Consider the following 19,956-nt stretch of genomic DNA (forward strand, 5'->3'; position numbering starts at 1 on the left):
CTATCTGTCTGTTGGCATTGTTGGCGACTGACATACCGCCTTCGCGAGCAGGCTCGCTCCCACAGGGGGATTTGTGTTGCTGCGGGAATGTGGGGTGGATCGGCTATAGTGCCGCGCGGGTTTTGTTATGGAGACATCCCATTGCGTATCGTTTTCTTGTTCTCGGCGTGGCTGCTGAGCTTCGGCGCCATGGCGGCACCGAGCGATGTGGCGACGCTTGATCGCGGCACCTGGCCGGAAAAGCTGAACAACCCTACGTTGTTCGACGTGGCGTCACGTGCCGAAATCCTCATGTTCGCCCGGGTACTGCTGGCCAGCGAATCCCTGGACGAACCCGCATTGGCCCAGCGCCTGGGTCTGCGCACGGTCAATATGGAATCGGTCAATCGCGTTCGCCAACGCCTGTGGGAGCGCTTGCTGAGCAGCTTCAATTTCGCCCAGCAGAGTTGCGATCAGGATGCGTCTTTCTGTTTCCTGGTCGAAGACATGCCCACCCTTCGTGAACAAGCGGGCAAATTCCAGATCAGCGAAGACAGCTACTACATCAAGTGGGCCGAGCCGAGCCGCTTGTTCCATGCCCAGTACCTTGACGAGCAGCTGCGCAAGGCTGCGCTGTTTCCGCAAACCAGTAGTGAAGTCGATCAATTTGGCGACTATGAGCGCAATGGCGACACGATGCATGACCGGTTGTTTCTCCTGACGTTCGACAGCGCCGCGAATGCCGCGCCGGACAACACCGGCTGGGTCGCCGAGTACCTGCGCAAGGCGAACATGAGCGGCACCTTCTTCGTCCTCGGCAAGGATATCCAGGCACGTCTGGCGCAGGGGGCGGTAGCCAACCTGCAATCAACGTATTCAACCCAGTGTGTGGGGGTGCAAGGCTGGGAGTTCCGTTCCCACAGCCACTGGCAGGACTGGCAAGACTCGGTGCGACGCAGTGTCGACCTGGTCAAAAGCAAGCTGCCGGAAAACTACGTGCCGCTGTTCCGTCCGCCCGAAGGCCAGAGACGGTCGGATGCCGAAGCGTTCTTCAAGTCTCAGGGCCTGCAAGTGGCGCTGTGGAATATTGATGCCCAGGACGGTGCCGGCAAACTCAAGGCCAGCCAGAGCGCGCAGCGGGTGCTGACGCTGATGCTGCTGTGGCGCCATGGCGTGATCAATTTCAATGTGAAGCAGGACGGGGTGAAAACGGCGCTGCCCTGGCTGCTGACGCAAACGGTGCAAACCGGCATCGGCTGGGAAGACTGCCAGAGCGGGTTTCAATAGTGGTTACGGAGGGAGACGTGGATGAAAGAGCCCGAAAACATTGGGCGAAAGGCGATTTTGGGCGGGATTTTGCTGCAGGTTGGTCTCCGACTGTAAACGGGTGATGGCAGTCCGCCAAGGGCTTTTCGTCACTCTGCAAAATAAACTTCAAAAAAGCGTCAAAGTACTTTTTTCTGTCATGGGTTTTGGAGTATTACGAAGACAGACCGCCGAAACCTGCAACACAGGTGGCGTCTCCCAAGACCCGTTTGTTTGCAGTCACTTAAGTCTCCGTAGGTGAGATCGGCGGCCACTTCGAGGCGCAGCACCGCCAAGGTATTGCGTCCACTGGCTCTGACAAAGGTGACCGAGTATGGATGATCACGGACGTAGCTCTTCTTCCAACCAGCCAATCCTTTATGTACTCGATACCAACGTACTGATTCACGATCCAAACGCGCTGCTCAATTTCGAAGAACACCACGTCGCCATCCCGATGACCGTGCTGGAGGAGCTCGACAAGCTCAAGAGCGGGCCTCACAGCGTTGCTGCCGAATGTCGTCAGGCCATTCGCCTGATCGACAATACCCTGGGTGATGCCTCACCCGAGGACGTCGAGCAGGGCGTGCCGATCCAGCGTGGCAAGAGTGGGCCGAAGGGTTTGCTGTCAATTCTGATGAGCAAGCAGGCCGAGCCCAACCTCCTTCTGCCCGAACACCTGAACGACAACAAAATCATCAATCAGTTGATTGACCTGCACACCCGCGATCCAAAAAAACCTGTCGTGCTGGTCACCAAAGACATCAACATGCGCCTCAAGGCCCGTGCCTGTGGGATCGAAGCCGAGGACTACAGCACCGACCAACTGGTTGACGACGTTTCGTTGCTGCCCAATGGTTATCACGAGATGAAGGGCTCGTTCTGGGACCTCGTGAGCAAGGTCGAAACCCGCCAGGGCCATGGTCGCACCTGGCATCAGGTGAAGCTGATCGACAACCTGCCGGCGGTGCATATCAACGAGTTCATCATCGACGAACAGGGTTTCGTTGGCTGGATCAAGGAGATCGACGCCGACCAACTGTTGATTCTGGATCTGCACCAGGAACCGCTTCTGCACCAGGAAGCCTGGGGCTTGAAGCCGCGTGACATCTATCAAAGCCTGGCGTTGTTTGCCTTGCTGGATCCAGACATCCATCTGGTCAACCTGTCAGGTGCCGCCGGTTCGGGTAAAACCATCCTGGCGCTGGCTGCTGCGATCGAGCAGACCATGGTCAGCAAACGTTATCGCCGCATCATCGCCACCCGCAGTGTGCAGGGCCTGGACCAGGAGATCGGCTTCCTGCCCGGCACCGAAGCGGAAAAAATGGAGCCTTGGCTGGGCGCCATCACCGACAACCTCGAAGCCTTGCACATGGATGACGAAAGCACCCATGGCAGCGTCGAGTACATCCTCGAGCGGGTCCCGCTGCAGTTCAAATCGCTGAACTACATCCGGGGTCGCAGCTTCCAGCAGAGCCTGATCCTGATCGATGAATGCCAGAACCTGACACCGCACCAGATGAAAACCATCATCACCCGTGCCGGCGCCGGTTCCAAAGTGGTGTGCCTGGGCAACCTGGCACAGATCGACACCCCTTACCTGTCCGCGACCAGCTCCGGGCTGACGTATCTGACCGAACGCTTCAAGGATTTCCCTAACGGCGTGCACATCACCCTGCAAGGGGTGCCTCGTTCGATTCTGGCCGAATACGCCGAATCGCATCTGTAAGCGCTTCATCAGAACCGGGCGGCCTCAAGACCGCCCGGTTTTTCTTGCCCGACACAAAACCCTTGTAGGAGCGAGCATGCTCGCGATGGACGTCAACGAAAACGCGTGGTGTCTGAATGACTGCGTTGTCTCTGCGTTTTTCGCGAGCATGCTCGCTCCTACAGGGATTGTGGTGAGGCGATAATCGCGCGTGCGAAATTCTGACCCGCAGGTTTACAATCGACGCTCCTGATCAGGAGTAATCCCGTGCTGACTCATCTCGATTCCCAAGGTCGCGCCAACATGGTCGACGTCACTGAAAAAGCCGTGACGTTCCGTGAAGCGACGGCCCAAGCGCTGGTGCGCATGCTGCCCGAAACCCTGCAGATGATCGTCAGTGGCGGCCATCCCAAGGGGGATGTGTTTGCCGTGGCGCGCATTGCCGGCATTCAGGCGGCGAAGAAAACCAGTGATCTGATTCCGCTGTGCCATCCGTTGATGCTCACCGGCGTCAAGGTCGAGCTCAGTGCCGAAGGCGACGACAGCGTGCGCATCGTGGCGCGCTGCAAGTTGTCCGGGCAGACCGGTGTGGAAATGGAAGCCCTGACCGCCGCCAGCGTGGCGGCGCTGACGATCTATGACATGTGCAAGGCCGTGGATCGCGGCATGACCATCGAAAGCGTTCGGCTGCTGGAAAAGGTGGGCGGCAAGAGCGGGCATTTCCAGGCGGAGCAGCCATGAACCTTACCGTGAAGTTTTTTGCCCGTTACCGTGAAGCGCTGGGCGTGGATTCGATCCAGGTCGAAGGCCAGTTCGCCACCGTCGACGACGTGCGGGCGTTGCTCGCCCAGCGTGATGGGGCGGAGGTGCTGAGCGAACAAAACCTGATGTGTGCGCGCAACGAAGACCTTTGCCAGCTCGACGAGCCGGTGAGCGATGGCGACGAAGTGGCTTTTTTTCCGACCGTGACCGGGGGCTGATCATGGCCATTCGCGTGCAGTCCGCGCCATTCGATCCGGGGATCGAGGTCAACGCCATGCACGCCGCCAATGTCGGCGTGGGTGCGGTGGTGAGTTTTGTCGGCTACGTGCGCGACTTCAATGACGGGCTCGATGTGGCCGGGATGTTTCTCGAACACTATCCAGGCATGACCGAGAAAGCCCTCGGCAAAATCGCCACCGAAGCCGAGCAGCGCTGGCCGTTGCTCAAGTTGGAGGTGTTGCATCGCATCGGCGCGCTGGAGCCGGGAGAGCCGATCGTCTTCGTCGGTGCCGCCAGCGCCCACCGCCAGGCAGCGTTCGATGCCTGCGCCTTTGTCATGGACTACCTGAAAACCCGCGCACCGTTTTGGAAGAAAGAGAACACTAGCGACGGCCCACGTTGGGTCGAAGGGCGCGATAGCGATCATGCGGCGGCGGATCGCTGGAAGCAGTAACTCCTGCATCGATCTCGAGTAAGTCATCGCGGGCTTGCCCGCGATGGCGTCATCCGCAACACCAATAATCCAACTGATACATCACCCGACCATTGGCTGGGCACATTCCCTTTTGCCCGATTGACGACTTGTACATAAAAGTCCAGTATGGATTTATAAGTACAAAAAAGGCTTTCCTCCGTTTCCGCTTTTTCTTCTGTCTTGCAAAACCAACAACAACCCGCGAGAGAACGAATATGAAGAAGTTCCCCCTCATCACCGGTCTGGCCCTGAGCCTGTTGGCGTGCACCAGCCTGTATGCCGCCGAGAGAACCCTGCGTATCGGTATCGAGGCCGCTTATCCACCGTTTGCTTCGAAAACCGACAAGGGTGAGATCGTTGGTTTCGACTATGACATCGGTAACGCCTTGTGCGCCGAGATGAAGGTCAAATGCGTGTGGGTCGAAGGTGAGTTCGACGGCCTTATTCCTTCCCTGAAAGTGAAGAAGATCGACATGGCGCTGTCGTCCATGACCATCAACGACGACCGTAAGAAGTCGGTGGATTTCACCCACAAGTATTACTTCACCTCCTCGCGCCTGGTGATGAAGGAAGGGGCGGTAGTCGATGACCAGTACGCCAGCCTCAAGGGCAAGACCGTCGGTGTGCAGCGTGCGACCACCACTGATCGTTACGCCACGGAGGTGTTCGAGCCCAAGGGCATTACCGTCAAGCGTTACGGCAACAACGAAGAGATCTATATGGATCTGGCCGCCGGTCGCCTGGACGCCATTTTTGCCGACACCATCCCGCTCAATGACTTCCTGTCGATGCCGCGTGGCAAAGGCTACGCTTTTGTCGGGCCTGAGCTGAAGGATCCGAAGTATGTGGGCGAGGGGGCCGGGATTGCGGTGCGCAAGGGCAACTCCGAACTGGTCAGCCAGTTGAACTTGGCCATCGATGGCATTCGTGCCAATGGCGAGTATCAGAAGATTTCCGAGAAGTACTTCAAGTCCGATATCTACGGCGACTGACAGTCCGCCATCGCCAGCAGGCTGGCTCCCACAGGGATTCTGTGCCGAACATACAAATGGTGTTCACAGACATTCAATGTGGGAGCCAGCCTGCTGGCGATGAGGGCAGACCAGCCTATACAGCTGCTGGATCTTAGCCCTTCAATTCCTTCAAATGCTTGTACACCGTCGCCCGCCCCATGTTCAGCACATTGGCCACATAGTTCGACGCGCTTTTACCCTTGAAGGCCCCCTCGGCATGCAGCGCCAGCACCAGTTCCCGTTTGTGATCACGGGTCAGCAAGTTCAGGCTCAGTTGCCGTTCGCGCAGCCAGGCGTGCAGGAATGTGTTGATTCGCTCCTGCCAGTCATCGCGAAACAGTGAGTCCGGTTGCGGGATCAGTTTGGTCGGCGACAGGAACAGGTCCAGCGCGGCCTTGGCATTCTCAAACAGCGAAATATTCAGGTTGATGCACAGCACACCCAACGGATGACCTTTGCTGTCGCGCAGCACGGTGCTGACGCTGCGAATCTTCTGTCCATCCCAATTAAGTTTTTCGTACGGCCCGATGTTTCGTTCGCTGACCTCGTCGCTGAGCATGTCTTCCAGCGACGAGTCGTCGCCGATCTCCCGCTTCGACAGGTTGTTGGCGATGTAATCGACCTTTTGCGTGCGCAGGTCATGTAACACCACTTCGGCGTGAGGGAAGAACAACGTGGCGATGGCATCAGCGATCGCCCTGAAGTTATCCAGGGACGCGTCGTTCAAGGCCGGGTCTTTTTCAGGGGCGTTCATACGGCAGGGCTATTCATAGAGTAAGGCTCCGGGGAAGCATCAGTGCCCCGCTGGGCGGGGCTCTGAAAGTGTGCCGCAATCGAGTCGGCACGTCACGCGAGGGTGGCGATCAGCTCAGGCGGGCCGGGGAGAGCATGCCGGCGTTCAGGCCGAAGCGGGTGAGTTGCTCCGGCAGGGCTTCGCCACGCACCAGTGCGGCGCTGGCCTGGCCCATGGCCGGCGAGGTCTGGATACCGTAACCACCTTGTGCCGCCACCCAGAACAGCCCTGGTACCTGCGGATCGAAACCGGACAGCAAATCGCCGTCGCTGACGAAGCTGCGCAGGCCGGCCCAGGTGCGGGTCGGGCGGCGAATGGTCAGGGTCGTGGCTTCCTCGATCTGGTAAATGCCCATGGCGATGTCCAGCTCTTCGGGCTGCACGTCGTGAGGCTCGACCGGGTCGGCGTTGGCCGGCGAACCGAGGAACATGCCGGCGTCGGGCTTCATGTAGAAGGATTCGTCGAGGCTGACCAGCATCGGCCAATGGTGGGTATCCACGCCCTCGGGGCCGGCGAAGATGAAGGCTGCGCGACGCTTGGGTTGCAGGCCCATCGGCTTGGCGCCAGCCAGTGCTCCGATTTTGTCGGCCCAGGCCCCGGCGGCGTTGATGATGATCCGCGCGCGGAAGGTCCCGGTGTTGGTCTGTACCTGCCAGAAACCTTCGGTATCACGGCTCAGGTCCTGTACCTCACAGTCGGTATGCACTTCGCCTTGATTGCGACGGATACCGCGCAGGTAGCCCTGGTGCAGGGCATCGGTGTCGATGTCGCTGGCGGTCGGGTCGTAGATCGCACCGTGGACTTTTTCCCGGCGCAGGATCGGCAGACGTACACAGGCCTCATCGGCACTGAGCAGTTGCATCTCCGGCACCGTGGCTTTCGCGCTCAGGTATTGATTGTTCAGTTCGGCCGGATCGCCGGTGAAGTCCACGGTCATTTCGCCGCGTGGGGTCAGCAGCGGATGTTCGCAGAAACCGCTGGGCGGAGCGTCGAAAAAGTCCCGGCTGGCCTGGGTCAGGGCGCGAACCTGCGGAGTGCCATAGGCGGCGGTGAACAGCGCTGCGGAACGTCCGGTGGAGTGATAGGCCGGATGGGATTCGCGTTCGAGGACAACCACGCGTCCGTGCTGCGACAGCCAGAAACCGGTGGAAGCGCCGGCAATCCCGCCGCCGATGATGATGAAGTCTGCGTGGCTCATGAACGTCTCCTGATGGGGCGTAAATGACAATGTTGTAGAGATTCACTGTGGGAGCGAGCCTGCTCGCGAAAGCGTCGGGTCAGTCAACATCTGCGTTGAATGAAAGATCGTATTCGCGAGCAGGCTCGCTCCCACAGGTGGATTTGGGTGTTAGTGCTGAAGGCGATAGAGGGCATTGGCCAGCGCAATGTCTTCCAGGCCCAGGCCGATGGAGCGGAAGAACACATGGCGGTCGTAGCCGGGACGCTGCACCTTGTCGCTGAGCAGGTCGGGAAGGTCGCCGACAATTGCGTTTCTGTCCCAGCCATGCAGTTCGCCTGCAATCAGCATCTCGCCCGCCGAGCCCGGGGTGGTCTGACGATAGTCGCAGAACACCTGCATGTCGTTGAGGCGCTGTGGCGGTACTTCGTGGGCGCGTGGGGCATTGGTGCTGATGGAGGTGATCAGCGCCGGTTTGCTCAGGCTGGCAGGGTCGATCACGGGGCCGGCGGAGGAGGTGCAGAGCATGATCACATCAGCATCAGCGATGGCCGCTTCACGGGTTTCGGCGATGTTCAAGCGCGGCTCGATGCCTTTTAGCAAGCTCGCGGTTTCAGCGTCTTCGCTAAGGGTCGGCGAATACAGGCTGATGCTCTGCCAGTCCCGCAGGTTTTTCACGTAATGCAGATGCGCCTGGGCCACTTTGCCGCTGCCGATGATCGCCAGGCGAGTCGCCTTCAAGGGCGCCAGGGCATCGACGGCCACGGCGGTGGTCGCGGCGGTGCGCGCCGTGGTCAGTTCACCGGCATCGCACAGCAGCAACGGTTGGCCGGTCTGCATCGACATCAGCAAGGTCCAGGCTGTCACCAACGCCCCTTGTTCGCGGACGATGTACGGCGAAGTCTTGACCCCGTACACGCCATCTTCGGCCAGCACACCCAGGTAATTGATGAAGTCGCCGGCACCCTGTGGAAACTCCACCAGTTGCTGTGCCGGCTGCACCGCTTGCCCGGCCGCCAGATCGCGGAACAGTTTGCGCAGGATCTGCGGCACGTCGACTTGCTTCAGTAACTCGCGGGCCTGGGGTTGGGTGATCACGTAAGGGGTGCTGGACATGGTCGGCTCCGGGAGTGGTAATTAAACTAATTAGTCTATTATGGACTTTTAAATATACAGGACAAGCTCTGTCGAAAAAAGCAGACGAAAAAAAAGCGCAGTCCGTTTCCGGCTGCGCCTCTTTCTGCACGTCGTCAATCAGTGACGTTTGCGCTCAACCGCACGCAATAAATGCGTCGGTGGTGTTTCACAGCTGATCTTGCGCCCCAGCTTTTCCTCGATGGACGGTAGCTGGTAGGAATCGTCTTCACCGGCAAAGCTGATGGACACGCCATCGGCGCCGGCGCGACCGGTACGACCGATGCGATGCACGTAGTCGTCCGGAACTTCCGGCAGGGTGAAGTTGATCACGTGGCTGATGCCGTCGATGTGAATGCCGCGACCGGCCACGTCGGTGGCCACCAACACGCGGATCTTGCCTTCGCGGAAGCCTTCCAGGGTCTTGATGCGCTTGTGCTGCGGCACGTCACCGGACAGTTGCGCGGCGTTGATGCCGTCGCGCACCAGGCGTTCTTCGATGCGCCGCACTTCATCCTTGCGGTTGGCGAAGACGATGACCCGTTCCCAACCGTTATCGTTGACCAGGTTGTAGAGCAGTTTGTATTTGTCGGCGCCGGCCACCGCATAGATGTGCTGCTCGACGTTTTCGTTGGCCACGTTGGTGACTTCGATTTCGACGATCGCAGGGTCGGTGGTCCATTGCTTGGCCAGGTTCATCACGTCGTCGGTGAAGGTCGCGGAGAACAGCAGGGTCTGGCGTTCCGACTTCGGCGGCGTCTGGCGAATGATCTGGCGCACCTGCGGGATGAAGCCCATGTCGAGCATGCGGTCGGCTTCGTCCAGCACCATCACTTCGACCATGTCCAGGTGCACGTCGCCGCGCTGGTTGAAGTCCAGCAGACGGCCCGGCGTGGCCACGAGGATGTCGCAATGACGGGCCTCGAGGTGTTTGAGCTGCTTGTCGAAGTCCATGCCGCCAACAAACGTCATGACGTTCAGGCCGGTGTACTTGGTCAGGTCGGCGGCGTCCTTGGCGATCTGCACCACCAGCTCGCGGGTCGGCGCGATGATCAATGCCCGCGGTTCACCCATGTAGCGCTCTTTCGGCGGCGGGGTTTGCAACAGCTGGGTGATGATCGAAATCAGGAATGCCGCAGTCTTGCCGGTGCCGGTCTGGGCGCGACCGATGGCGTCTTTGCCGGCGAGGGTGAAGCCCAGCACTTGAGCCTGGATCGGCGTGCAGTACGGGAAGCCCAGGTCGTGGATGGCGTGCATCAGTTCCGGAGCGAGTTTGAAATCGTGGAAACGGGTTTTGCCTTCCTGGGGTTCGACGACGAAGTCTTCGAGTTTCCAGGGAATGACCGGTGCCTTGGGCTTGGGTTCGCGGCGTGGTTTGGCAGGTTTTGGGGCTTCGCTGCGGGCCGGTTCGGCGACGGTGGCGGCGGCAGGAGCCGGTTTGGGTTCGCGTTTCGGTGCGGTTGCCGGAGCGTGGCGTTCGGCCTGGCTGGCGTCGCTGCGATGGCCGTGGGAGGGCGACGGCACGCTGGGGACTGGCGCGAGTTGCTCAGTCTCGCTTTTTCCGAACATTTTCTTGAGTGCTTTGAGCACGGTCATCTCATCAATTGGTTAAGGAATGTACGCCGGCCAGTGTAATGCAAGAATCGGGCGCGGCGTAGAGGGATGGATCAATGGGCGCTTTTAAACAAAAAAGGTCTTTAAAACGGTTAACCCAAGCGTTCGGCGAGCCAGTTGCCGATGTCGCGAATTTCCTCGGGTAACACTTCATGGCCCATTGGGTACTCCTGCCATGTCACGGTGACACCATGCTGTTTCAGGTACTCGTAGGCTGTGCGGCCCATTGAGTTCTGCACCACATCATCGTACTGGCCATGCAACGACAGCACTGGAATGCGCTGCTGGCTCGCAGACAGCTCAAGGTCATCGCTGAAGGTCGGTGCGTAGGTGGAGAGGGCAACTACGCCACCCAATGGCCCCTGCCACTTCAGAAACGCCGTGTGTAGAACCACGGCGCCGCCTTGGGAGAAACCGGCCAGGAAAATTCGCGAGGCGTCTATTCCAACGGCTCGCTGTACGTCGATCAGATGGGTGATCCGTTGCGCGGACTCCTCCAGTTGATCACGGTTGATTGCGCGCGCCGGGCTCATGGCCAGGATGTCGTACCAGCTCGGCATTTCGTAGCCACCGTTGATGGTGACGGCGCAGGTCGGGGCCTGTGGCAGAACGAAGCGGGTGGTCAACAACTTTTCCTGCAACGCTTCGGCCACCGGCAGAAAGTCATAGCGATCGGCGCCCAGGCCGTGCAGCCAGATGACGCAGGCGTCTGCGGGCTTGACGGGTTCAAGAATCAGGGGCTCGGTCATGGCTGCTCCAAATGTGTGCGTGCGCTCTCATTGAGTGCGAGGGGTGAGAGCGCGTCGGGTTGATCAGTTACGAAGATGTCGCAAGGTTACAAGTTTTGCTATTGACCTGTCGCTTAACCGCTTAAGTGGCGGGTGTGGTACGGGCTTTGCTATAGGCAAGCTGGTACGAAAATCCCACATCTGTCGGTAACACTATCAGGCCATTTTTGGCAGTGGGATAGCAAAAAATCCGGTGATGGATGTTCGCCAGTGGCCGCTACGGGCTTCGCGAACGTGAAAGGGCTACAGCCCGTTCGGCCGATTGGTGAGAAGTGAGTTGTCCATTATGTGGATTTTCTCCTACTAGACTCATAGCTACGGTCTCTACGTCGGTTGACCCCAAAACAAGCCAGCACGGGTCGACAACGCCTCAAAAGGGTGCGACAGGACTCACGCTCCGACACAACAAGAGCAAAAACTGGAGGTTTGAATGAAGATGTTGAAATCCACCCTGGCCGTCGTGACTGCAGCCGCAGTACTCGGCGTCAGCGGGTTCGCTCAGGCGGGTGCAACCCTGGATGCAGTGCAGAAGAAAGGTTTCGTGCAGTGTGGCGTCAGCGATGGTCTGCCAGGCTTCTCGGTTCCGGATGCTACCGGCAAGATCGTCGGTATCGATGCTGACTACTGCCGCGCTGTTGCTGCTGCCGTCTTCGGCGATGCAACCAAGGTCAAGTTCAGCCAGTTGAACGCCAAGGAGCGTTTCACCGCGCTGCAATCGGGCGAAATCGACATCCTGTCGCGCAACACCACCATGACCAGCTCCCGTGACGCCGGCATGGGTCTGAAATTCCCTGGCTTCATCACCTACTACGACGGCATCGGCTTCCTGGTGAACAACAAGCTCGGCGTGAAAAGCGCCAAAGAGCTGGATGGCGCGACCATCTGCATCCAGGCCGGTACCACCACCGAACTGAACGTTTCCGACTACTTCCGCGGCAACGGTCTGAAATACACCCCGATCACTTTCGACACTTCCGATGAAAGCGCCAAGTCGCTGGAATCCGGTCGTTGCGACGTGCTGACCTCCGACAAGTCCCAGCTGTTCGCCCAGCGCAGCAAGCTGGCCGCGCCGAAGGACTACGTGGTGCTGCCGGAAACCATTTCCAAGGAGCCACTGGGCCCGGTCGTGCGTAATGGCGACGACGAGTGGCTGGCCATCGTGCGCTGGACTGGCTACGCCATGCTCAACGCTGAAGAAGCCGGCATCACTTCGAAAAACGTCGAAGCCGAAGCCAAAGGCACCAAGAACCCGGACGTCGCTCGTCTGCTGGGCACCGACGGTGAATACGGCAAAGACCTGAAAGTGAAGAAAGACTGGGTCGTGCAAATCGTCAAGCAAGTCGGCAACTACGGTGAAGTGTTCGAGAAAAACCTCGGCAAGAGCACCCCGCTGGAAATCGACCGCGGCCTGAACGCGCTGTGGAACAACGGCGGCATTCAATACGCACCACCAGTGCGCTGATGGTTCTATCACCCGGCGGGCCAACCGCCGGGTGATGTTCTGTTCCATTATTTCCGGGGCACTACATGCAAAATTCAATCGGCGCACCAAAGCAGAGGCTCAGCCTCAGCGATCCACGAGTGCGTGCGTGGGTATTCCAGATCATCACCATCGTGGCGGTGGTCTCCCTGGGCTGGTATCTGTTCGATAACACCCAGACCAACCTGCAACACCGGGGCATTACCTCCGGTTTTGACTTTCTGGAGCGCAGTGCCGGTTTCGGTATCGCTCAACACCTGATCTCCTACACCGAAGCGGACAGTTATGCCCGCGTGTTCGTGATCGGCCTGCTCAACACCCTGTTGGTGACCTTCATCGGCGTGATCCTGGCGACGATCCTCGGTTTCATCATCGGCGTGGCGCGGCTGTCGAAGAACTGGATCATCGCCAAGCTGGCGACGGTGTACGTGGAGGTTTTCCGTAACATTCCGCCGCTGCTGCAGATCCTGTTCTGGTACTTCGCGGTGTTCCTGACCATGCCAGGGCCGCGCAACAGCCATAACTTCGGCGACACCTTCTTCGTCAGCAGCCGTGGCCTGAACATGCCCGCCGCGCTGATGGCCGATGGTTTCTGGCCGTTCGTGATCAGCATCGTCGTGGCCATCGCCGCCATCGTGCTGATGAGCCGTTGGGCCACCAAGCGCTTCGAAGAAACCGGCGAGCCGTTCCACAAGTTCTGGGTCGGCCTGGCCCTGTTCCTGGTGATCCCGGCACTGTGCGCGTTGATCTTCGGGGCCCCGGTGCATTGGGAGATGCCGAAGCTGCAAGGTTTCAACTTCGTCGGTGGCTGGGTGCTGATCCCGGAACTGCTGGCCTTGACCCTGGCACTGACGGTCTACACCGCAGCGTTCATTGCCGAGATCGTCCGTTCGGGTATCAAGTCGGTCAGCCATGGCCAGACCGAAGCGGCCCACTCGCTTGGCCTGCGCAACGGCCCGACCCTGCGCAAGGTGATCATCCCGCAAGCCCTGCGCGTGATCATTCCGCCGCTGACCAGCCAATACCTGAACCTGGCGAAAAATTCCTCGTTGGCGGCCGGTATCGGTTACCCGGAAATGGTTTCGCTGTTTGCCGGCACGGTGCTGAACCAGACCGGGCAGGCGATCGAAGTAATCGCGATCACCATGAGCGTGTACCTGGCGATCAGTATCAGCATTTCCCTGCTGATGAACTGGTACAACAAGCGCATTGCGCTGATCGAGCGGTAAGGAAAAGCGCATGACGACTCATATTTTCAAACCTGACATGCCGCCACCGAGCCGCAGTATCGGTGTCGTGGCATGGATGCGCGCCAACATGTTCTCCAGCTGGCTCAACACCCTGCTGACCCTGTTCGCGTTCTACCTGATCTACCTGGTGGTCCCGCCGATCCTGCAGTGGGCGATCCTCGACGCCAACTGGGTCGGCACCTCTCAAGCTGACTGCACCAAGGACGGCGCCTGCTGGGTGTTTATCCAGCAGCGTTTTGGTCAGTTCATGTACGGCTACTACCCGGTGGACCTGCGCTGGCGCGTGGACCTGACCGTGTGGCTGGCGGTCATCGGCGTGGCACCGCTGTTCATCTCGCGCTTCCCGCGTAAAGCGGTGTACGGGCTGGGCTTCCTGGTGTTGTACCCGATCATTGCCTGGTGCCTGTTGCATGGCGGCGTTTTCGGCCTGACCCAAGTGGCGACCAGCCAATGGGGCGGCCTGATGTTGACCCTGGTGATCGCCACCGTCGGCATCGCCGGCGCGTTGCCGCTGGGGATTGTCCTGGCGCTGGGCCGTCGTTCGAACATGCCGGCGATTCGAGTGGTCTGCGTGACCTTCATCGAATTCTGGCGTGGCGTGCCGTTGATTACGGTGCTGTTCATGTCTTCGGTGATGCTGCCGTTGTTCCTGCCTGAAGGCATGAACTTCGACAAGCTGCTGCGTGCACTGATCGGCGTGATCCTGTTCCAGTCGGCTTACGTCGCCGAGGTGGTGCGCGGCGGTCTGCAAGCGATTCCAAAGGGGCAGTACGAAGCGGCCGCGGCGATGGGCCTGGGTTACTGGCGCAGCATGGGCCTGGTGATCCTGCCGCAAGCCCTGAAGCTGGTGATCCCCGGCATCGTCAACACCTTCATTGCACTGTTCAAGGACACGAGCCTGGTGATCATCATCGGCCTGTTCGACTTGCTCAACAGCGTCAAGCAGGCTGCTGCCGATCCGAAATGGCTGGGCATGGCCACCGAAGGCTATGTGTTCGCCGCCCTGGTGTTCTGGATTTTCTGTTTTGGTATGTCGCGCTATTCCATGCATCTGGAACGCAAGCTCGACACGGGCCACAAGCGCTAAGTCGCTACCTGATTAGGAAGTATTTCGATGAGCGAAGCAATCAAACAGCCTGTGAGCCCTGAAGGCATTATTCAGATGCAGGGCGTGAACAAATGGTACGGCCAGTTCCACGTGTTGAAAGACATCAACCTGAACGTCAAGCAGGGCGAGCGTATCGTGCTGTGCGGCCCGTCGGGTTCCGGCAAGTCCACCACCATCCGCTGCCTCAACCGCCTGGAAGAGCACCAGCAAGGTCGCATCGTGGTCGATGGCGTTGAGCTGACCAACGACCTCAAGCAGATCGAAGCGATCCGCCGTGAAGTCGGCATGGTGTTCCAGCACTTCAACCTGTTCCCACACCTGACCATTTTGCAGAATTGCACTCTGGCGCCGATGTGGGTTCGCAAGATGCCCAAGCGCAAGGCCGAGGAAATCGCCATGCACTATCTGGAGCGCGTACGCATTCCGGAACAGGCGCACAAGTACCCGGGGCAACTGTCCGGCGGTCAGCAACAACGTGTGGCGATTGCCCGCGCGCTGTGCATGAAGCCGAAAATCATGTTGTTCGACGAGCCGACTTCTGCCCTTGATCCGGAGATGGTGAAAGAGGTTCTGGACACCATGATCGGCCTGGCAGAAGACGGCATGACCATGCTCTGCGTAACCCACGAAATGGGCTTCGCCCGCACCGTGGCCAACCGAGTGATCTTCATGGACAAGGGCGAAATCGTCGAACAGGCTGCGCCGAACGACTTCTTCGACAACCCGCAGAATGATCGTACCAAGTTGTTCTTGAGCCAGATCCTGCATTGATCGACGCTAGGCAGTGAAATAAACCCGGAAAGTGTTCCGGGTTTATTTTTTTGGCGCGGTGTTTGAATCAGGAAGCCTTAATGGCCTCCTGTTCCGGAAAGCGTTCGGCCAGTAAACGCCTCAAATCGGTGCCTTCGTTCAGCGCATGTACTTCGGCGAGCAAATGAGGATGACGATCCAGCAGGCGCATCAATGTGAATAGCGGTTGAGGAGGGGCGAGTTCGCCGCGTTCATAGCGGGAGAAGGCGTTGTGCCCGCCACCTGACAACAACTTGACCGCTTCCTTTTGTGTGAGGTGTAACTTGCGGCGGATGCGTTTCATCTCGCCGCCCATGACCAGAAAGCAATCTGAAAGCAGCTTGTCGCTGGCATCGGAATAGCGCTCGGCGCTGTCAGTGTCATGATCGAATTCAATTTCACCGCAGACTTGGCATTCCCACCCTGCGATATCGTGTATTCGTCTTGCCACCTGCTTGAAGTCGATCGTAAAAGAGCGGCCAGCAAAGTGATGCATGCCATTGTGGGTGCCACAGCTGACGCATTGCTGTGTTTTCATTGGTTCCTCTCCTTGAAGGAGATTATCGGGTGACCTCCGTCAGCGCGGTAAGTCACTTTGATGTAAATCTCCCGATCCTCATATGTTGTGTAATACACGTCCTGCCAAATTCGATGATCGGCATAGGTGGTCATCGATTTGTGCAGCATTCTGTTCTCCAGCAAGCAAACGATTCGCTGCATCTGATTGATGCTTAACATCATTCTTCGACCACCCTCGCGAGCGGTTAATGTGAATGCGTTGCTTCCCAGCCTGACAACCTCCGTCTTGATCGCCGCCAAGTTGTAATGGGGTGTGTTCTTCTCCATAAGAATCCGTAAGCCCTATCCATGAAATTACCCTTAAAGGGTAATTTTGACTAATCGAAAATCCCGCTCCTTTTCCCGCTCCTTGACCGTAGGTGGTTGCCGTCCTACGCGTTGCTGACTAACATGTCAGAAAATTCATCCTATGATTGGATGAAAGGGCGAACTCCATGTCAGACATTTCTCCATTAGTGAAACGATCCCTGGTCGATCAGGCCCTGGATCAATTGCGTCAGCGCATCAATCAAGGCGTCTGGACAGTCGGCCAGCGCCTACCCACCGAGCCTGAGCTGTCCGCAGAGCTGGGCATCAGCCGCAACACCGTGCGCGAAGCCATGCGGGTGCTGGCGTTTTCAGGGTTGATCGAGATCCGTCAGGGCGACGGCAGTTATCTGCGAGCGGTGGTCGATCCGCTGGACACCTTGAAGGTGCTATCGCAGTGCTCCCTTGAGCAGGCCCGCGAGACCCGGCACATCCTTGAGGTAGAGGCCATCGGTCTGGCCGCGCTGCGTCGAACCGATGAGGACCTGGTGGTGTTGCGCGAGGCACTGGGTGTCAGCGGCAGCCACTATCACGGCGATCTCGACACCTACATCGCCTGCGATCTGGTGTTTCACCGCCGTCTGGTGGACGCCGCGCACAACCCGACCCTCAGCGAGCTGTATCGCTATTTCTCCAGTGTCGTCAGCGAACAATTGCGTCACTGCCTGAACATCACCCCGCGCCGCCAGGAAGTGTTCGATCTGCATATCGAACTGCTCGATGCCGTCGAGCAACGCGACCCTGAGCGGGCCAAAGCCTTGTCGAGGCAGTTGATCAATGAACCTTGAAACCGGGAACGCCATGTCCAGCAGCCAGATCACTGAAGCCAAACGCAAGGCAGAGCTCGAAGAGCTGCTGATCGATGCCGAAGCTGACGACGAACAGATCCAGCAAAGTCATCCGGTCCTGCGTCGTCCATGGCTGTTGCTGCTGGGATTGATTCTGGTCGCGCTGAACTTGCGGCCCGCACTGTCGAGCATGGCGCCGATGCTCAGCGAGGTGTCGAAAAGCCTCGGCCTGTCGGCGTCCCAGGCGGGTTTGCTGACAACCCTGCCGGTGCTGTGCCTTGGCCTGTTCGCGCCACTGGCGCCGGTTCTGGCGCGACGCTTTGGTGCCGAACGTGTGGTGCTGGGCATTCTTCTGACGCTGGCGGGCGGGATCATCCTGCGCAGTTCGTTTGGTGAAGTCGGCCTGTTCACTGGCAGCGTGCTGGCCGGCGCCAGCATCGGTGTGATCGGCGTGTTGCTGCCGGGCATCGTCAAGCGCGACTTCCCTAAACAGGCCGGGACCATGACCGGTGTCTACACCATGGCGTTGTGCCTGGGGGCGGCGATGGCGGCAGGAGCGACCGTGCCGCTCAGTGAGCACTTCGACAAGCGCTGGACATTGGGCCTGGGTTTTTGGGTGATTCCAGCGCTGGCGGCCGCAATGTTCTGGTTGCCGCAAGTTGGCCAGAAGCACGGCGCGCATCACGTCGCCTATCGCGTCCGGGGACTGCTGCGTGACCCGTTGGCCTGGCAAGTCACCCTGTACATGGGCCTGCAATCGTCCCTGGCCTACATCGTGTTCGGCTGGTTGCCGTCGATCCTGATCGGTCGCGGACTGACCCCGACCCAGGCCGGTCTGGTGCTGTCGGGTTCGGTGATCGTGCAACTGGTCAGCTCCCTGGCTGCACCTTGGCTGGCAACCCGTGGCAAGGATCAGCGCCTGGCGATCGTGATCGTGATGGCGTTGACCCTCGGTGGTTTGTTCGGCTGCCTCTACGCGCCGATCGAGGGTTTGTGGGGCTGGGCGATTGTGCTCGGGCTGGGGCAGGGCGCCACGTTCAGCCTGGCGTTGACCTTGATCGTGTTGCGCTCCCGGGATTCCCATGTGGCGGCGAACCTGTCGAGCATGGCCCAGGGTTTTGGTTACACCCTGGCCTCCATGGGACCGTTCGCGGTGGGCATCGTGCATGACTGGACCGGCGGCTGGACGGCCGTGGGCTGGATCTTCGGCGTGATCGGCCTCGGTGCGATCCTGGCTGGCCTCGGTGCCGGGCGTTCGTTGTACGTTCAAGTGGTCAGCGAAAAAGTCTGAACTACAAATAGACAACGTCCAGCGTCGCGGAGCCGTCGAGTTGCACGTCGGTGCTGAGATCCAATTCGGACGTGGCGGCGATCACCGTTTCAAGGATGACCCGGCTCGTCAGGGTTTGGATGCCAATCGGGCCGGCGCTGCTGCCTGCTACGTCAGTGAATCCCAGATAGCTTCTGGCACCAATCGGAATGGGACGGCTGCTGGATGAACTCCAGGCCATGCCCCCGGTGGTGGAGTCGGTTCGAAACACCTGGGTCCATGCGTCCACCACCGTATTGGCGGGATCGAAATTCAGCGAATACAGGCCGATTTTGTTGCCGCTGCGGTCGTGATTCAGGCCGTAGTAAATCTCGCTGTTGACGATGGCCGAGCCGTCACGGTTATCGCGCATCAGCAGGGCGAAGCGCGCGGGGCCATTGCACTGGAGGCTGAAGTCGAGGGCCTGGTCGCGCAGTTGCGTGCGCTTGTCGACGCTCAAGTCCTGCCGGGAGATTTTGCCGTAGTCGACCAAGCCGTTGTTCGAAAGGCTGGGGGTGCAGGCTGCGGGGGTGATGAGACCTTGGACAGACAGGTCCACCGCAGACGCTGCGAGGACATTGGGTGCGGTACTGATTAATAACGTTGTCGCGAGTGCTGCGAAGTGGTTTTTCATCGCGAAAATCCTTTTCGTGGGTTTGCTGAGTGTTGTGCCGACGTCATTCCTTGCTCGGATCATGACTCCGGGAAAAGTCGGCAGGGCGTTACAGGTACTTCATTTCAAGCGTTGCCGAGCCATCGATGTTCACCTGGTCGCTCAGGTCCAAGTCCCTGGCTGGCTTGATCCACGTTTGAAGTGACAATACAAAGGTCAGGTCTTGAACACTGATTGGCTGGTAACCGGGATCACTGCGGGCTGCCACCGATACGTATTCTCCCGGCTCCCAGATCATGTGGTAGTGCCAGCCGGTTTCCCCGTCCGGGGACTTGACTGTCTGTACCAATACGCCATCGGCTATGGCCGTGTGCATATTCAACATGTACTCGCCGAGGTTCTGGGTACCGTTGATTTTTCCCAGGCCGAAAGCCGCGTTGGCATCGGTCGAGTCGGCACGATTATCGATGCTCAGCAGTGCGAACCGCGTGGCACCCTCGCACTTGACCGTCAGGGACAAGTTGCGTTGTCCCAGCGAGGTATCAGCATTTTGGTTCAAGTCCTTTGCCGCAATTTTGCCGTAGTCGGCAATGCCGCCTTCGGACAAGCCCGGTGTGCAGGCACTCGGTGTGAGGGTGCCCTTGACGGTCAGGTCAGTGCTTGATGCCGCCAGTGCAAAGGGTGCCGCGCTGATCAAAGCCGTGGTTGAAAGCGCTGCGTAGAAACGTTTCATCATGGGATGCTTTTTCATTCGAGAAGGGAATCCT

At 59.0% G+C, this 19,956-nt stretch carries 21 protein-coding genes; 12 read left to right on the forward strand and 9 right to left on the reverse strand.

Annotation, left to right across the window (positions count from 1 at the left end; translation table 11 throughout):
- Window positions 1–141: 141 nt before the first annotated feature.
- The 6 genes from ACSFE6_RS03020 to ACSFE6_RS03045 all read left to right on the forward strand — a co-directional run bounded on the left by ACSFE6_RS03020 (window position 142) and on the right by ACSFE6_RS03045 (window position 5,440).
- On the forward strand, window positions 142–1,266 hold the full coding sequence (locus tag ACSFE6_RS03020) for a polysaccharide deacetylase family protein (RefSeq protein ID WP_435426204.1): 1,125 nt from the start codon (window positions 142–144) through the stop codon (window positions 1,264–1,266).
- Between the two features lie 352 nt (window positions 1,267–1,618).
- Complete coding sequence (locus ACSFE6_RS03025; RefSeq protein WP_435426205.1) at window positions 1,619–3,013, forward strand: PhoH family protein; 1,395 nt, start codon at window positions 1,619–1,621, stop codon at window positions 3,011–3,013.
- Between the two features lie 246 nt (window positions 3,014–3,259).
- Window positions 3,260–3,733, forward strand: coding sequence for a cyclic pyranopterin monophosphate synthase MoaC (gene moaC / locus ACSFE6_RS03030; RefSeq protein ID WP_007972660.1), 474 nt, complete (start codon window positions 3,260–3,262; stop codon window positions 3,731–3,733).
- Window positions 3,730–3,972, forward strand: a complete 243-nt coding sequence (moaD, locus tag ACSFE6_RS03035) for a molybdopterin converting factor subunit 1 (RefSeq protein ID WP_435426206.1) — start codon at window positions 3,730–3,732, stop codon at window positions 3,970–3,972. The genes moaC and moaD overlap by 4 nt, the downstream gene beginning before the upstream one ends.
- Before the next feature lie 2 nt (window positions 3,973–3,974).
- On the forward strand, window positions 3,975–4,427 hold the full coding sequence (gene moaE / locus ACSFE6_RS03040) for a molybdopterin synthase catalytic subunit MoaE (RefSeq protein ID WP_435426207.1): 453 nt from the start codon (window positions 3,975–3,977) through the stop codon (window positions 4,425–4,427).
- Between the two features lie 236 nt (window positions 4,428–4,663).
- Window positions 4,664–5,440, forward strand: a complete 777-nt coding sequence (locus tag ACSFE6_RS03045) for an ABC transporter substrate-binding protein (RefSeq protein WP_435426208.1) — start codon at window positions 4,664–4,666, stop codon at window positions 5,438–5,440.
- A gap of 133 nt (window positions 5,441–5,573) precedes the next feature.
- Here ACSFE6_RS03045 and ACSFE6_RS03050 read toward each other — a convergent pair whose 3' ends face one another.
- The 5 genes from ACSFE6_RS03050 to ACSFE6_RS03070 all read right to left on the reverse strand — a co-directional run bounded on the left by ACSFE6_RS03050 (window position 5,574) and on the right by ACSFE6_RS03070 (window position 10,928).
- Window positions 5,574–6,215 carry a helix-turn-helix transcriptional regulator gene (locus ACSFE6_RS03050; protein ID WP_435426209.1) on the reverse strand — a complete coding sequence of 214 codons (642 nt, stop codon included), beginning with the start codon at window positions 6,213–6,215 and terminating at the stop codon, window positions 5,574–5,576.
- 109 nt (window positions 6,216–6,324) lie between these two features.
- Window positions 6,325–7,452 carry an NAD(P)/FAD-dependent oxidoreductase gene (locus ACSFE6_RS03055; protein ID WP_435426210.1) on the reverse strand — a complete coding sequence of 376 codons (1,128 nt, stop codon included), beginning with the start codon at window positions 7,450–7,452 and terminating at the stop codon, window positions 6,325–6,327.
- 150 nt (window positions 7,453–7,602) lie between these two features.
- On the reverse strand, window positions 7,603–8,547 hold the full coding sequence (locus ACSFE6_RS03060; protein ID WP_435426211.1) for an ornithine cyclodeaminase family protein: 945 nt from the start codon (window positions 8,545–8,547) through the stop codon (window positions 7,603–7,605).
- Window positions 8,548–8,685: 138 nt separating this feature from the next.
- On the reverse strand, window positions 8,686–10,161 hold the full coding sequence (gene rhlB, locus ACSFE6_RS03065) for an ATP-dependent RNA helicase RhlB (RefSeq protein ID WP_435426212.1): 1,476 nt from the start codon (window positions 10,159–10,161) through the stop codon (window positions 8,686–8,688).
- A gap of 110 nt (window positions 10,162–10,271) precedes the next feature.
- Window positions 10,272–10,928, reverse strand: coding sequence for an alpha/beta hydrolase (locus ACSFE6_RS03070; protein ID WP_435426213.1), 657 nt, complete (start codon window positions 10,926–10,928; stop codon window positions 10,272–10,274).
- Between the two features lie 469 nt (window positions 10,929–11,397).
- On the opposite strand from ACSFE6_RS03070, the gene ACSFE6_RS03075 reads away from it, so the two are divergent.
- The 4 genes from ACSFE6_RS03075 to ACSFE6_RS03090 all read left to right on the forward strand — a co-directional run bounded on the left by ACSFE6_RS03075 (window position 11,398) and on the right by ACSFE6_RS03090 (window position 15,576).
- A complete protein-coding gene (locus ACSFE6_RS03075) occupies window positions 11,398–12,429 on the forward strand; it encodes an amino acid ABC transporter substrate-binding protein (protein ID WP_435426214.1) in 1,032 nt (343 codons plus the stop codon).
- Between the two features lie 65 nt (window positions 12,430–12,494).
- Window positions 12,495–13,676 carry an amino acid ABC transporter permease gene (locus tag ACSFE6_RS03080; RefSeq protein WP_435426215.1) on the forward strand — a complete coding sequence of 394 codons (1,182 nt, stop codon included), beginning with the start codon at window positions 12,495–12,497 and terminating at the stop codon, window positions 13,674–13,676.
- A 10-nt stretch (window positions 13,677–13,686) separates the two neighbouring features.
- Complete coding sequence (locus ACSFE6_RS03085) at window positions 13,687–14,784, forward strand: amino acid ABC transporter permease (protein WP_435426216.1); 1,098 nt, start codon at window positions 13,687–13,689, stop codon at window positions 14,782–14,784.
- A 27-nt stretch (window positions 14,785–14,811) separates the two neighbouring features.
- Window positions 14,812–15,576, forward strand: coding sequence for an amino acid ABC transporter ATP-binding protein (locus ACSFE6_RS03090; protein ID WP_003178331.1), 765 nt, complete (start codon window positions 14,812–14,814; stop codon window positions 15,574–15,576).
- A gap of 67 nt (window positions 15,577–15,643) precedes the next feature.
- Here the strand turns inward: ACSFE6_RS03090 and ACSFE6_RS03095 are convergent, their stop codons facing one another.
- Window positions 15,644–16,132 carry a type II toxin-antitoxin system MqsA family antitoxin gene (locus ACSFE6_RS03095; RefSeq protein WP_435426217.1) on the reverse strand — a complete coding sequence of 163 codons (489 nt, stop codon included), beginning with the start codon at window positions 16,130–16,132 and terminating at the stop codon, window positions 15,644–15,646.
- A complete protein-coding gene (locus ACSFE6_RS03100; protein WP_435426218.1) occupies window positions 16,129–16,440 on the reverse strand; it encodes a type II toxin-antitoxin system MqsR family toxin in 312 nt (103 codons plus the stop codon). Before ACSFE6_RS03100 ends, ACSFE6_RS03095 begins: the two co-directional genes overlap by 4 nt.
- Before the next feature lie 167 nt (window positions 16,441–16,607).
- On the opposite strand from ACSFE6_RS03100, the gene ACSFE6_RS03105 reads away from it, so the two are divergent.
- Window positions 16,608–17,267, forward strand: coding sequence for a FadR/GntR family transcriptional regulator (locus tag ACSFE6_RS03105; protein ID WP_435426219.1), 660 nt, complete (start codon window positions 16,608–16,610; stop codon window positions 17,265–17,267).
- A complete protein-coding gene (locus tag ACSFE6_RS03110) occupies window positions 17,257–18,558 on the forward strand; it encodes a CynX/NimT family MFS transporter (RefSeq protein WP_435426220.1) in 1,302 nt (433 codons plus the stop codon). Before ACSFE6_RS03105 ends, ACSFE6_RS03110 begins: the two co-directional genes overlap by 11 nt.
- Window position 18,559: 1 nt before the next feature.
- Here ACSFE6_RS03110 and ACSFE6_RS03115 read toward each other — a convergent pair whose 3' ends face one another.
- Together ACSFE6_RS03115 and ACSFE6_RS03120 are read right to left on the reverse strand one after the other, a co-directional pair.
- On the reverse strand, window positions 18,560–19,210 hold the full coding sequence (locus tag ACSFE6_RS03115; protein WP_435426221.1) for a DUF1120 domain-containing protein: 651 nt from the start codon (window positions 19,208–19,210) through the stop codon (window positions 18,560–18,562).
- Window positions 19,211–19,298: 88 nt separating this feature from the next.
- Window positions 19,299–19,940: a DUF1120 domain-containing protein gene (locus tag ACSFE6_RS03120; RefSeq protein WP_435426222.1), complete on the reverse strand. Its 642-nt coding sequence runs from the start codon at window positions 19,938–19,940 to the stop codon at window positions 19,299–19,301.
- Window positions 19,941–19,956 lie beyond the last annotated feature (16 nt).

Origin of the sequence: Pseudomonas baetica, assembly GCF_051216495.1 — a bacterium.
Classification (GTDB): Bacteria; Pseudomonadota; Gammaproteobacteria; order Pseudomonadales; family Pseudomonadaceae; genus Aquipseudomonas; species Aquipseudomonas baetica_B.